This is a genomic window from Grimontia sp. NTOU-MAR1 (assembly GCF_035758505.1).
GTDB classification, from domain to species: domain Bacteria; phylum Pseudomonadota; class Gammaproteobacteria; order Enterobacterales; family Vibrionaceae; genus Enterovibrio; species Enterovibrio marinus.
Window position 1 is genome coordinate 809,141 of the sequence record NZ_CP142109.1, and the last position, 14,001, is coordinate 823,141.

11 protein-coding genes and 2 pseudogenes are annotated in these 14,001 nt (G+C 46.1%); 7 read left to right on the forward strand and 6 right to left on the reverse strand.

All coding sequences use genetic code 11. The features are described from left to right. Window positions 1-257: 257 nt before the first annotated feature. Window positions 258-2,468, reverse strand: a complete 2,211-nt coding sequence (katG, locus tag VP504_RS21640; protein WP_325895413.1) for a catalase/peroxidase HPI — start codon at window positions 2,466-2,468, stop codon at window positions 258-260. A 1,214-nt stretch (window positions 2,469-3,682) separates the two neighbouring features. Here katG and VP504_RS21645 point away from each other — a divergent pair. The 5 genes and pseudogenes from VP504_RS21645 to VP504_RS21665 form a co-directional block, all read left to right on the forward strand. Next, on the forward strand, window positions 3,683-4,219 hold the full coding sequence (locus VP504_RS21645) for a GNAT family N-acetyltransferase (protein ID WP_062711746.1): 537 nt from the start codon (window positions 3,683-3,685) through the stop codon (window positions 4,217-4,219). A gap of 18 nt (window positions 4,220-4,237) precedes the next feature. After that, entirely contained in the window at window positions 4,238-4,546 is a 309-nt protein-coding gene (locus tag VP504_RS21650) for a DUF2834 domain-containing protein (protein ID WP_325895414.1), read from the forward strand. Window positions 4,547-4,663: 117 nt separating this feature from the next. Beyond that, complete coding sequence (locus VP504_RS21655; RefSeq protein WP_062711914.1) at window positions 4,664-5,272, forward strand: LysE family translocator; 609 nt, start codon at window positions 4,664-4,666, stop codon at window positions 5,270-5,272. Beyond that, a complete protein-coding gene (locus VP504_RS21660) occupies window positions 5,269-5,427 on the forward strand; it encodes a hypothetical protein (RefSeq protein ID WP_442788944.1) in 159 nt (52 codons plus the stop codon). The genes VP504_RS21655 and VP504_RS21660 overlap by 4 nt, the downstream gene beginning before the upstream one ends. Next, a pseudogene (locus tag VP504_RS21665) lies at window positions 5,396-5,524 on the forward strand (Mpo1-like protein); the annotation flags it as partial. The gene VP504_RS21660 and the pseudogene VP504_RS21665, both read left to right, overlap by 32 nt. Window positions 5,525-5,560: 36 nt before the next feature. Here VP504_RS21665 and VP504_RS21670 read toward each other — a convergent pair. Both VP504_RS21670 and VP504_RS21675 read right to left on the reverse strand, forming a co-directional pair. After that, on the reverse strand, window positions 5,561-6,502 hold the full coding sequence (locus VP504_RS21670) for a hypothetical protein (RefSeq protein WP_325895415.1): 942 nt from the start codon (window positions 6,500-6,502) through the stop codon (window positions 5,561-5,563). Between the two features lie 376 nt (window positions 6,503-6,878). Continuing rightward, entirely contained in the window at window positions 6,879-8,699 is a 1,821-nt protein-coding gene (locus tag VP504_RS21675) for a PhoX family protein (RefSeq protein WP_325895461.1), read from the reverse strand. A gap of 400 nt (window positions 8,700-9,099) precedes the next feature. Between VP504_RS21675 and VP504_RS21680 the strand changes: the two are divergent. Together VP504_RS21680 and VP504_RS21685 are read left to right on the forward strand one after the other, a co-directional pair. Beyond that, window positions 9,100-9,411: pseudogene (locus tag VP504_RS21680) on the forward strand (c-type cytochrome). 62 nt (window positions 9,412-9,473) lie between these two features. Continuing rightward, window positions 9,474-9,926 (forward strand): YaiI/YqxD family protein, encoded by a 453-nt coding sequence (locus VP504_RS21685; RefSeq protein ID WP_325895416.1) that lies wholly within the window; start codon window positions 9,474-9,476, stop codon window positions 9,924-9,926. 52 nt (window positions 9,927-9,978) lie between these two features. On the opposite strand, the gene VP504_RS21690 is transcribed toward VP504_RS21685, so the two are convergent. From VP504_RS21690 to VP504_RS21700, 3 genes are all read right to left on the reverse strand, one after another. Then, entirely contained in the window at window positions 9,979-11,634 is a 1,656-nt protein-coding gene (locus VP504_RS21690) for a YncE family protein (RefSeq protein ID WP_325895462.1), read from the reverse strand. A 480-nt stretch (window positions 11,635-12,114) separates the two neighbouring features. Continuing rightward, complete coding sequence (locus VP504_RS21695; RefSeq protein WP_325895417.1) at window positions 12,115-12,969, reverse strand: lipase family protein; 855 nt, start codon at window positions 12,967-12,969, stop codon at window positions 12,115-12,117. 132 nt (window positions 12,970-13,101) lie between these two features. Further along, complete coding sequence (locus VP504_RS21700; RefSeq protein ID WP_325895418.1) at window positions 13,102-13,605, reverse strand: hypothetical protein; 504 nt, start codon at window positions 13,603-13,605, stop codon at window positions 13,102-13,104. Window positions 13,606-14,001 lie beyond the last annotated feature (396 nt).

Genomic DNA, 14,001 nt, shown 5'->3' on the forward strand with positions numbered 1-14,001 from the left:
CACCTTAGCAATAGCGTCCTTAATTGCTTTCCACATGGTTAGTCCTCCATGGGTAACCTTGTATAACGTAGGCCGCACACTAACCTGATTGAACGGGTTGGGATGAGCGGCTTTTTAAGCCTAATGTGAAGGTTCAGGATTGAATATGAGCTGGCTGGCAAAACATTGTTGCCGTGTCTTTAAAGGATGGACTTTGGGGCTGTTGGCAAAAAAAGCGCCGTCAAAGACGGCGCGAAAAATGCTTATGCATTAATGGATTAGTTAAGATCAAAACGATCGTTATTCATCACTTTTGTCCAAGCTTGAACAAAGTCGTCAATAAACTTTTGCTGAGCGTCATTGGAGGCATAAACCTCCGCTATCGAGCGCAACTCTGCATTAGAGCCAAAGATGAGGTCAACGGGTGTGGCCGTCCATTTCTGGTCGCCGCTAGCGCGATCGTAACCCACGTAGATACCCTCTTCAGTCTTAGAAGGTGCCCATGCGTTAGACATGTCCAGCAGATTCACAAAAAAAGCATTATTCAAAGTACCTGGTTTATCCGTAAATACGCCATTACTCGAACCATCACTATTGGCGTTCATGGCGCGCATACCACCAATCAGAGCAGTCATTTCTGGCACTGTCAGCGTGAGTCGGTCAGCACGCTCTACCAGCATCTCCGCAGGAGAGCGATAGTTACTTGCAGCATCATAATAGTTTCGGAAACCGTCAGCCGTTGGTTCAAGCACCGCAAATGACGCCACATCAGTCATGTCTTGCGTTGCATCAGTACGACCAGGGTTGAACGGTACTGAGATATCGACGCCACCTGCTTTCGCCGCTTTTTCAATGGCAGCATCACCACCTAGCACTATTACATCAGCCAGAGAAACTTGGGTGTCGCCGGCATTTTTATTGAAAGCTGTCTGAACCTTGGTGAGTTCTTTTAGGACCTTCTTAAGTTCTTTTGGATTGTTTACCGGCCAGTCAACTTGAGGTTGCAAAGCAACCCGCGCGCCGTTTGCACCGCCTCGCATGTCAGTACCACGGTAGCTTGCAGCAGAAGCCCATGCGGTTCTCACCAGCTCAGGTACTGTCAGGCCGGTTTCAAGAATAGCGGTTTTGATTTCCTGAGCCTGTTTGTTGTTGATAAGCAGATGGTCAACAGCTGGCACTGGGTCTTGCCATACCAGAATTTCTTCTGGGATTTCTGCACCAATATAACGGGCGCGAGGGCCAAGATCGCGGTGGTTAAGCTTGAACCAGGCTTTAGCGAATGCCAGTTCAAAATCTTCCGGGTTTTGGCGGAATCGTTCTGCAATAGCGCGGAATTGAGGGTCTTCTTTAATAGCGATATCAGTGGTAAACATGATGGGCGCATGGCGTTTGGTCGGATCGTGGGCATCCGGCACCAGGAGTTTTGCTGCGTCACTATCTGGAATCCACTGCTTTGCACCAGCCGGGCTTTCAGTCAGCACCCAGTTGAAGTTAAACAGGTTGTCTAAGTAGTTAGTGGTCCATTGAGTGGGAGTGACTGTCCACGCACCTTCCAGGCCACTGCTAACGGTGTCTTTACCGTTGCCATCGCCACACTTACTTTTCCAGCCAAAGCCTTGGTCCTCAATCGGTGCGCCTGCCGGGGCCTCGCCCACACACTCTTCCGGTTTGTGCGCGCCGTGAGCCTTACCAAAGGTATGACCGCCAGCTATCAGGGCAACGATCTCTTCATCATTCATCGCCATGCGACCAAATGAATGACGAATATCCTTCGCTGCAGCAAGCGGATCAGGGTTACCGCCTGGGCCTTCAGGATTGACGTAAATTAAGCCCATTTGAACGGCTGCCAACCCTTCTTTCAGGTTACCGTTTTCGTCACGTCGCTCATCTGCGAGCATTTCTTCTTCCGGCCCCCAGTACACCAGATCCGGTTCCCAATCGTCTTCACGTCCACCGGCAAAACCAAAGGTTTTGAAGCCCATTGACTCTAGCGCTACGTTGCCGGTCAGCGCAATTAAATCAGCCCAAGAAATTGCTGCCCCGTACTTCTGCTTCACCGGCCAAAGCAGTCGGCGAGCCTTGTCGAGATTGACGTTATCCGGCCAGCTATTCAGTGGGTCAAAACGTTGTTGACCACCACCGGCTCCGCCACGTCCGTCATGAACACGATAAGTTCCGGCTGCGTGCCAAGCCATACGGATGAAGAAAGGCCCGTAGTGACCATAATCCGCTGGCCACCATGGCTGGGAAGTGGTGAGTACATCGGAGATGTCTTTCTTCACTTGATTGAGATCGAGTTGTTCAAATGCAGATGCGTAGTCAAAGCTTTCGCCATAAGGATTGGATTCCTGACCATGGTCACGGAGTGGAGCGAGGTTGAGTTGATCAGGCCACCAGAATTGGTTGGACTTTGGTTCTCCCTGAGCCATGGCCGGCGCTGAAATTAGCGCTCCAGTAAGGGCTATGGAGAGTAGGGTACGTTTAAACATAATTGCCTCCTTTGGTCATGCCAACTGTTTTTTTCTTTTCGTGAGTTGTTTATTAACATTGAAAAGTTAATTGGATTTTCCATTTTCAATCTTCATCAGAAAATTCGAATTAGATGAATTTTCTGAACGAGATTCTTCTATTGTTTAAAAAATAAAGCTCAGACTTATTTTTTTCATCTAATGAAAAATTGATTTTGTATTAATTTATAAGCACGTGTTACCCACTACGATTTACGCTGTATGAAATAACGGTGGTTGTCTAACCCTTTTTACTTTAGATGGTTGTATCTTCTCTTGTAGAGTGTGGGTTATGTTATCGATCTAAGATTGACTAATTATTCGTCATTTTTTAATTATAGAAATGAAAACCCCAATCGATAAAAGGGAATATTTCGATGGCTATGATTGGTAAAAACGAAAGTGTAGCCACGTTTACTTTTTATTGTTCATTAAGTGACTAATATAAAATGGAATGTTGAGTGAAAAGTAAGAGCTGTATCTTTTGGTTTTTGAATTATTTTAATAGAAAATTAATTCTTTTCTAATCGATTATTTTGGCTGTTTATTTACTTATATGCATTTAATTGCTTTGTTCTGAAATTAAGAATACTGAAAAATATTCAGTTTTCATATGGTTTGCGAATGGTCACTCGCTTTTACATACCCAAACGACCTGAAGATACTCGCATTCAGAGGTCATCAATGCGTTCAATTCGAGGCAAATAAGAATATCAATCTCCACCACTGTGGGCATGAATTCAGAGCGCACGCGCAGCATGTTCAATGCGGAAGCGCCGACCTTTGCTTTATCGCTGAGACGCCTCTGAACGAGATAATTAGCCATCTACATAGGGAAAATGTAGCGTTGCTGGAAGAGCCCATAAAAAGGACAGGGGCAACCGGAGCGATTGAATCAGTGTACTTCCGAGATCCTGATGGAAACCTCATCGAGGTTTCGAACTATCTCTAAACTACTGAATGGCTCTGTGTCTGGCTTGATGTACTCTGCTAAGCTCTCGTTTACTTGTTGATAAAGAGGGTAAATATCGTGTGGGGTCTTTATGAACATTAACATTACATAATGTTATGTTTGTCTACGTGTCAACCCTTATGAAGACAACATTGAAGATCGCTATGCATACTCGCTACGATCTAAGGGCTTACAAACGCTAACTCGTAGAGCGGTCAATCAAAGAATAGAAGGTATAGAGCCTATGTTTACACGTCAAGTTACTGAGGACCTTGCTATTGCCTTGGTTCAGCCCTCTTTTGCAAAAAACTATTACGAAATTGTTTGCCGCGAGCGAGAGTATTTGTCCCATTGGCTTGCTTGGCCACCCCATGCCAATGGTGAGGCATTTTTCGAAACCTTCGTAAAAAGTGCGCTTCATGATTACGCAGAGGGAAAATCCTTGACTTGTGCCATGGTGTATCAGGACGAGATCGTTGGCAATATCAGTTTCAACTCAATTAACCACGAGCTCAAGAAAGTGGAAATTGGCTATTGGCTGAGTGAATCTTTTCAGGGAAAAGGCATTGCTTCTCGCTGTGTTCAGGCGTTGATAGATATCGCTTTCCAAGAGTTGGAAATGGAAAAAATCCAAATCGCGGCGGCAACGGAGAATCTGCCAAGTCGGAAACTGGCTGAACGCCTTGGCTTTGTGCTTGAAGGGATCATCACCCGTAACGAGAATCTAAACGGTCGTGTGGTGGACCATGCGATCTATGGACTTAGTGTCAGCAGACTCTAACAGAAAAGGAGAATAACCTTGGCGATCATCTACTTCATTCTTGCCGTTCTTGGGGCACTGTTTCCCTATGCTGCTTTTGGAGTTTGGCTGGTGGAGAATGGCCTAAATGTTTCTCTGCTTCTTGCAGATGCGATGGCAAACCCCATCAGCATGATGGCGTGGCTGGATGTCATCATCGCGGGCGTGGCGCTTATCGTTTTCATCGTGGTTGATGGCAAGGATAACAACGTAAGACTTCGCGGTTGGGCGATCGCGGGTACATTGACGATCGGCGTGGCTTTTGGTTTACCTTTCTATCTATTCCTCAAAGAAAGCAATCAAAAATGAACCTAGCACTTGAAAATCCCTTAGCGAGCAACAATGTCGCCTTTACCTGAACCCGCAGAACACTCTGTCTTCGGGTTGTTGTTATAAGGACACCGACACTAAGGGGTGATGACTGATATGGACTACCTAATTGCAGTAACGCTATTCGCGATCTCAGCCTCTGCTACGCCCGGCCCAAATAACCTTCTTTTGATGTCTTCTGGCGCCAACTTCGGCGTGAAGAAAAGCCTACCGCTGATGTGTGGGATCTGCTTTGGTTTTGCGCTGATGCTGTTTCTGGTGGGCGTTGGATTTGGGCAAATCTTCCAACAGTTTCCAGAGCTTCACTTCATCATTAAATGTGTTGGTACGGCTTATCTTCTTTATCTTGCGTTTTTAATTGCCCGCTCTGGTGAGATTGAAGAAAGCGGCGCTGAAGCCAAACCACTGACTTTCATGAAAGGCGCGCTTTTCCAATGGGTGAACGCCAAAGCGTGGGTCGTAGCAACTGGGGCGATTGCAGCCTTCACCACTTTAGGTGCAGGTTACTATACCCAGAATTTGACGATTGCCACGACATTTTTTGTGGTGTCATTTCCCAGCGTGGGGATTTGGTTATTGTTTGGTTCGGCATTGAAACGAGTGTTGTCATCCGCCGCCCGTCGCAAGGCCTTCAATTACTTTATGGCGATCTTGCTGGTATTGTCGGTTGTTCCTGTGGTTTTGGAAATTTTCAAATCGATATGAAGGCAATAACGCACCGTTTGGCAACCATCGAAGACTATGAGTTTCTGCTTGAAGTGAAAAAGCAGGCGGAAGGGGAAGCGTTATTTGGTTGGGATGACGATGTGCAACGGCGTATTCACCAATTTGCAGTTCGTCGGGCACCATATCGAAGGTAAAAAGCCTTCTTTCTTTAAAGATGTGCAGTTTCTATTGATTGGGCCGGCGTGGGTGTTTCACTTCTTTTTGCCTTTGATGCCGCACAGTGAGACATAAAAGAAGCCAACCGAGAGGTTGGCTTTTTAGTTTCAATTAAGCTGCTTTGTTTGGCAGGAACTTCGGCGCGTAACAGGTATCGGTTTCCGCCGTTACTCGTGTCATCGCATCAATACGCATTGGCACCAAACCAGCGTGTGATTGGCTACCAAAGTTTTGGTCATTAGTGGTCGGATCCAGCACCCAAAAATTGGTACTGTTCTGATGACCCGTCACGTTGTTGTTCATAGCCGCAACCAAGATTTCACCGTTCTGATCAAGCGTAGCAGCTGTGATTTCATCAACGTGGTGGAAAAACTTCACGGTTGCTGAAGCATCTTCGGTGCTGAGGTTAAATACGCGGGTGTTAGTCACGAAAAGAAGTTCGCCATCTTTGAAGATCAAATCACCCCAGTTCGCGTAGCCACCAAGACGAATATTCAAATCCAGATTACCGATCAAAGTTTGCACGCCAGTCGAAGGATCGATGGTGAACAGTCGACGGATATCGGAACCGTAAAGCGTTCCAGTCTCTGGGTCGAAGGTCATTCGCCAAACTTGATACTTGGTTGAACCAACTACGTGGTGAGTTTGCGATGCTACATCAAAATACGCCAACTCATAGGGTTTATGCGTTTTGTGCAGGAATGGGAGATTAGAAATCTCCTGTTCTGTAAATTCACCGTCTTCAACACCATCAATATAATACTCATCCGGTGTTGGCGTACTGGTGTAATAAATGCGGTTATTGGTTGCATCGTAAGCCATCGCAGAAGCACTGAATAGCGCGCGAGAGTTTATCTCTACGAGGTTAGCTGCTTCTGTGTGGAACTCTTGGCGAGTGATGCTCCGGGCAAGGCCTTCGTGAACGTTCACAAGCACACCTACATCGCCTCGGCCTGCGTTCATGGTGTAGAGGTTACCATCACACTCTGCTGAGGCAGCTGACATGCTAAAAGTGCCTGCTAATACGAGTGATGATAGCAGTGTCTTTTTCATTTCCTGGCTCCTATGTCCTTAAAAATTTTTTACACCTAGTTTTTGAATTCTGGGACAGGCTGACAAGTGACGACTGAAGTAAAATATTCTGTACATCAAGTTGTAAGAATGTCTAATAAAGCATCCTAACACCGACGAATATTATTTTCTTTGATAAATAAAGGAATAGATTTCAACTTCTCTGCACTGAAACGTGAATCTTATTTAGAGGACTTAATGTTGTGAAATTAACAACTAATTTGTTTGCAGCTAATGTTTGTTCACGATACATCTTTCTCCTAAAAGAGGGAGGGCGCCGAAGGATTTTTTGAAATGCCATGAATAGAAAAACGGCTCCGAAAAGGAGCCGTATTCAGTGATTCAACTTAGTGAACGATTATGCGCCTATTACGCCACCATCTTTGCGGGTAATACGCATCACGGTTGAACGTGGTACAGAATCACCACCATCAGGGAAGTGGGATGGTGCCAAGTCTTCACCTGGGTGCTGAATACCTACAAACATGGTTTTATAGTCAGGAGAGAATGCTAAGCCTGTGATTTCACATGCGATTGGGCCTGTCAGGAATCGACGTATTTCACCGGTCTTCGTGTCTGCACAGAGCATTTGGTTGTTCCCCATACCCGCAAATTTACCCTCGTTGGAGTACTTACCGTCTGTCTGGATCCAGAGACGACCAGCGCCATCGAAACCAATACCGTCTGGGCTGTTGAACATGTTGTCTTTGTTCACGTTTGCTGAGCCTGCCATCAGGCCTTCCTGATTCTCTGGGTTACCTGCCATCACAAAGATGTCCCATTTGAAATCAGATGCAGTGTGGTCGCCGCCTTGCGGTTGCCAGCGAATAATGTGGCCATACGGGTTTTTCTCACGAGGATTTGCCACGTTTACAGGCTGATTCTCTCGGACACCGCGGTACTTATTGTTTGTGAGAGTACAGAACACGTGCTTGTTGTCTGGATGAACAGCAACCCACTCAGGACGGTCCATGGTGGTCGCGCCAACTTGTGTCGCTGCTTCACGGGCAAAGATCAATACTTCTGCTTGGCTTTTGAAGCCATTCTCTGGTGTCAGGCCATTTTTGCCGAAAGTCAGCTCAACCCACTCACCTTTGCCTTTCAGTTCGCCTTCTTTGCCGTCGAGTTTCGCCACATAGAGCGTGCCTTCTTCCAGCAGATCACGGTTTGAAGCGTGAGTGCCTGGTTTGTATTTGTTCTTCGAAACGAACTTGTAGAGGTGTTCACCACGCTCGTCATCGCCGAGGTAAACCACAACGTGACCGTCTTTATTGATAGTTAGCGCTGCGTTTTCGTGTTTGAAACGACCCAGTGCTGAGCGTTTCTTCGGCTTGGAGTTGGGATCCATGGGGTCGATTTCGACAACCCAGCCAAAACGGTGCGGTTCATTAGGTGTTTTGGCAACGTCAAAACGCTCGTCGTGTTTCCACCAGTCGTAGCCCCAATCTTTATCTTTCACACCATAGCGCTTATAGGTCGGCCCCAGATCCACTTCTTCAGAAGCCGCAAAGTAGCCGTTGAAGTTCTCTTCACATGCAAGGTAAGTACCCCATGGCGTTTGACCGTTTGCGCAGTTGTTGTAGGTACCTAGAATGGTTTCACCACCTTCTGGGTCTGCAGCCGTTTTTAGTAAGTCGTTACCGCGTGCGGGGCCTGTCATTTCCATTGGGGTGTATGCGGTTACCTTACGGTTCAGTCGACCTTCAACATTTGGCATCCACTTACCATCTTTCTTTACCAGTTCGATGATAGAAACACCATGTGCAGCCTGAGATTTACGTACATCATCGGCAGAGATGTTTTTACCCTGATGGGTATAGAGGTATTCGTTGTTGGTGTATTCGTTGTTTGCGACCAGTACCGCGCGGTCATCAGACAGCGGGAAGAAGGTCATGCCGTCAGTGTTATCACCATACTGCATTTCCTGTGCTTTTGAATCGTTAGACTGACTGAACTCTGGTGAGTTGGGGAACAGTGCGTCACCCCATGAGATCATTGTTTCAGCAACATAGCCTTCTGGAACAACAACCGTATCAGCAGTAGAAGCAGGAATGGCCTTAAAGCCCATCAGCTTGCTCTTGTCCATTGAACCAGCAACCGCTTGTGCTACTGGACTTGCTGCGAAGAAAGCTACAGAGCCCGCTGCACCGGCAGCACGTAGGAAATTACGACGATTCATCGCCGCGTCAATAAAACGGTTAAACTCTGGCTCGCTGTCCAGTTGACGTTGGTCAATATGTTTGCTCACGATGACTTCCTTTCCAGATGATTTTATTAATTAATCGTGTGATTTACCCAAACGCAGGTTCTCCTTGCGTTTGGGTATCTACCGGAACCGAATTCTGAGATTCGATTGTTAAAAGTTCGTGAACTCTCAATGAAATGTAAATGTCAGTATCGAGAACTATGCACTGATAAATAAGTATTGGGCATATCCATATGCGTCTGATTTCACTTTTTAGTGTTAGTATGAGTTTTTGCGCAAATCAAAGTCGACGAGACAGCAGAATTGATCGGACACAAAGTCCCTTTACTAGAAGTTCGGCATCTTTAGCATGAATCAAGATGAGGAATAAACGATGCTGAGATTTTTGGGAACGCTTTGTGCAGTGCTGTTATCAACCCATTTGAGGGCAATAGAAGGAGAGGGTGATCCTGTTATAGGAAAGCAAAAGGCTTACACCTGTCAATTTTGCCACGGAGAAACTGGCCACACACCAAAGAAGGATTACCCTCGCATTAATGGTCAGAATACCCAGTACTTATAAGCGGGAGAGCGCACTGGTGCAATGGGTAAAATAATGTGCCAGCAGATGTCAGTGTTGAGTGATCAGGACATGAAAGGCATCGCTGCTTTCTACGCCAGCCAAGAACGTGGAAAGCATGAGTAAAGCATTGCTAGAGGGCAGGCTCGCTGCTAATGTTCAGGCAACATTGAAGACAGGAAAAAGACATGCCAAGAATCTGGGTTGATGCCGACGCTTGCCCGGCCGTGATCAAGGAAGTGCTGTTTCGCGCTGCAGACCGTACCCAAACCGAATGTGTGTTGGTGGCTAACCAACCTTTGAGAACACCACCATCCCGTTTTATCCGAAGCCTTCAGGTTGAAAAAGGGTTTGATGTCGCAGACAACGAGATCGTCAAACGTGTCGAAAAAGGTGATTTGGTCATCACCGCAGATATCCCTTTGGCATCAGAAGTGATAGAGAAGTCGGCGGTAGCGTTAAACCCGCGAGGAGAGCTGTATACGCCGGAAAATATCCGCCAACGACTGAATATGCGCGACTTTATGGATACGCTGCGCTCAAGCGGTATTCAAACCGGAGGTCCCGCAACCATGAGTCAGCAGGAAAGACAGAAATTTGCCAATGAGTTGGATAAGTTTTTGCAGCGCGCTAAGCGGTGATTAAATACAAAAAAGGAGCGATAAATCGCTCCTTTTTCTTTTTACGTTTTGATTAGTTGTAGATGCGTGACCAACAACCATTCGAACAATCTACGTTTTTGTTCGCGTGCAGTTGTGCACGGTGACCAGTGCGGATGTTGTAGTAGCGGCCGTTTGACCCTTTCAGGCGTGCCCAGGCGATATCACCATGATGGTAGTAACGCTCGTGGTTTGAATGTTGTTCATAGTACTTACCGCCACCATTGATAGTGATGCTTCTCAGGTGCGAGCCAGTTTGGAAGAACTCAAGCGTTGTACCTGCTGGGATAGTACCGTTGATATTAGCGTGTACACCTCGAATCCACTGGTCTTTAGTACCCCAGTTACCACCTCGGCTACCGTGCCATGCTACACCACTATTATTTGCTGCGTTTGTCAGCAGAGTATCCACATCTGGGTCGTTGTCGACAATGGTAACGCTCGCAGAATCTACGTCGCTCTTATCGTCTTTCACCCAAGCTTGCAGCGTGAAATACTCATTGTTTTCATGAGTAGAGTCATTGATCGTCGATACGCCAATACGAACCGAATCTACACTTTGTGGCAGGGCAATTTCAGTCAGTGTCGAAGAGATGGTTGCTGAACCTGTTGAGCCGTCAGAGAACAGCAAAGTCACTGTGTTGCGATAGTCACTGTTCAACACCGCAGAGCCATTCTTCAGTGCTACGCGGAGTTTAGTATTTGCTTCTCCGGTAGCTTTATCAAAGTTGACGGTAAAGTAAGCCGTAGAACCTTCGCTGACTGAAGATGAAGCAAGTGTGATGCCTTGTACTTCTGGCTTGAGATCAGATGGGAAAATCGTCTTTGGATAACAGGTATGGTCTTCAGATGTCACAGTACCCATTGCACTGATGCGGCTAGGGAATAAACCAACTTTGATTTTCTCACCCGTAGAAGGCTTGATGCGGTAAAGGATATTACTGTTCACATTGCCTGAAACGTTCTGGTTTTTCGCCGCAACCAGCATTTGACCGTTTTGGTCGAGCGTCGCTGATGCGATAAAGTCGATAAAGTGGAACGCTTTCAGCGTTTGTGCACCTGTGGTGGTATCGATCACGAAGGTGCGGCCATTGGTCACAAACAGTAGCTCACCTTCGTAGAATACAAAAGACCCCCAGCTAGAGTAGCCGCCGGATCGCAGGTTGCTGTCAAAAGTACCGATATCAGTCGTTTCACCGGTGGTTGGGTTTATTTTGAAAATCTTAGTCGTGTCAGATGCGTAAAGTACACCGGTATCTGGGTGGAACGCCATACGCATGATCTGACGGTCTACGGTTGGACCAGCAACATGATTACCACTGGCAGGATCCATGTAAGCCAACTGATAAGGTTTGATCTTCTTGGCATGGATATCCAGCGCTGCATATTCTTCAGCGGTGAAGTCGCCTGTTGGGATGTCGACATAAAATTTGGCTGGCTGTGGAGCGTTCGCATAATAAAGGCGCTCAGTCTGACGGTCGTAGGACATTGCAGGGCCGCTAAATAGTGCACGAGAATGGTAGGTCGTGCGGTTAACTGCGTCCTGGGCGTAAACACCAGTCATTTTGTCCAACTCCTGAACATCCAAAAGAACGCCAACATGGTTACGCCCGGCATTCATTGAATATACGTTACCTACACAATTTGCTGCCGCTTGTGCTGATGTTAAAACGCCGGCCAATACGGCCATTGAAATCAGAGTTTTTTTCACGGTGAAAGATACCTATATCCATTTCTTTTTCGTTAGTGTGGCCAAACTACTTAAAACGCATCTGTCGCGATTCTTTTTGGTCGCTTCAGCTGGGCATACTTAGTCGTTTGGATTGTATAGATGGTCAAACAGGCACATGTTGCTCAACCGTGAGCAGAGCCTAAATGTTTAAATGGCTCATTTACTTCTCATTTTTTAAACGAAATTTATTTTGATGTTTTTTAGGGAGAAACTTATAAGTCGCATGGCTTTTAAGTGGTGGAAATGTATGGTGACTTGATGAGGGAACGTTGTAGGAATAGAAAGACAAAGACTAATTAAAGTCTGATGTGTTTAACAGGTTGACACCACTTTTCTTTGTCTTCTTGCTATTTGATAAGCTAAATATTATCCAGTTTCTCAACTAAAAAACTCACGACGAGAGTGAGAATCTCTTTCTTTTTTCTAATTAAGAAATCTCTAATGCTTATCAAAATAGTCTTTGCGCCGGATGTATTTATCCATGAAGTGATAGGCGATAGGGCGCAGAAGCCAACTGGTTAATACCCTGATGATGCGGATAAGGGAAGGCATATTGTGGTAAATCTTGTCGTTATGAAGCCACAAGAGCTCGCCAACATGCCAGAACATTAAAGGAATACCTGGCAAGAAAGTGACTATGTCGACATCACAGCAAATCCGGTAAGTACGGTTTTTCAAGCGATAGCGTTTTTTGAAACTCCAGAACCCTGTGGCTGGCTGCCCGAAGGTAACAATACGTTTAATCGACCCAGGATATTTCTGCTCCAGTATCTCACCGGCAATAATGGCCATGCTGCCACCCGAGGAATGACCAGTGAGCGTCAAGCGCTTACCTTGCGAAACTAATCTTGCAGCACACGATTCCAGCTTTTCCATCACGCTGATGCCTTCAATTCGATTAATTTCTTCAGAGTGCTGAAATTCGGCTTGTTGGCCTGGGGAAAGTCGAGAGTAGTCTTTGTCGATGACGAAACGTCTGGAGGTGCTGGGTTGGCGCAACAGAAACTGGAAACCCCAATGAACGTGTCCTGCGTTTTTCGGGGCATCGACTTTACTTGGCAACACAATTAGGTTTAACAGCCAATCCCAAACGCTTTGTGAGCCTTTGAACACGATAACGGCATCGCCGTCTTCGCGCCATAAAACGCGAATGATGGTTTTCCCCCATCGGTTGTGAATATCCCTACGTCCATTTTCTGAAAAGCCATACTGGACGTGGTCAAAGTGTTTGGGATAAGCGTCCCGACAGAGGATCGCGTAGCGCTCGTATTGATAGCGATTAAGTCTTTTCACCCGTTAAATCAGTATGAACCGTAAAACAGATCAGTGTAGTCATAAAAAATGACGAATCAGCGACAGGAAGAAGAGGGGTAGAGGTTTTTTGTGCGAGTGACCAAAAAAAGCTGCACTAGGCAGCTTTTTAGGTCAATCATAGTGCTGTAGGAACGGGGAGATATGTGTGTTGTAGGTTAGCGCCTTAACGGCACTGTGATTGCTTATTAACCACTCAGCCTTGCTGATATTTCCTATTCCGATGATGGCTTGAACCAACAGTTTAAAATCCCGAAGCCAACGCGCTTTCTGATCTTCGCTCCAATCGTTGCGATAAATCTCATGATAATGTTCCACCCACCAGTAGCCGCCACGGATAAAGGCAGCAATTATGCTGGTCGCGGGTTCGATTTGTTCATCTTTACCGTCGATGGCGTACTCATCTGCCAAGGGTTGACCCTGTGAAAAGGCAGCGTAATTTCTACAGTATTTAAAAAGCGCCAGTTGCAGTGCAGACCCGGAGTCACAGTGTTCAAGAGGCAGTGTGGTGACGGGTAGGTGCTTTTTATTGTTTCTGAAGAGTTCAACAGAGCGCTTGCCCGGCAAGAGTTTTTCGATAACAAAAAACAAATCGATACTGATGAGTTTATTGCTCAAAGTGATTTCCTTGTAACTATCCAAGCTTCAATTCGCAGCCAGCTTGTTGGCGGGTTGAAATGATGTGCTTGGTAACAATAAGCTGATTTTCAACAAACTAGCCGCAGCATAACCCCTCAATGTGTAAAACGGAATTCCTTTACGCTGAATTCGCTCCATACTTTGATTTTCGTTGTCGAAAAACTGTGCGCTGTAGTACAAGTTTATGTAGACCCAAGGTCCAGTTTTATCGTCAAAAAACAAGATACTCGCAAACTTTGTAACCTAACTGTTATGAAGGTCCTGTTCGGAACGAATACATCAGTTTCAAAAAACCACTTCGACTAATAATTATCCACTTATGTCTTAGTCATCAATGAATTGAGTGGCTTCGGCAATATATCCATACAACCTGAC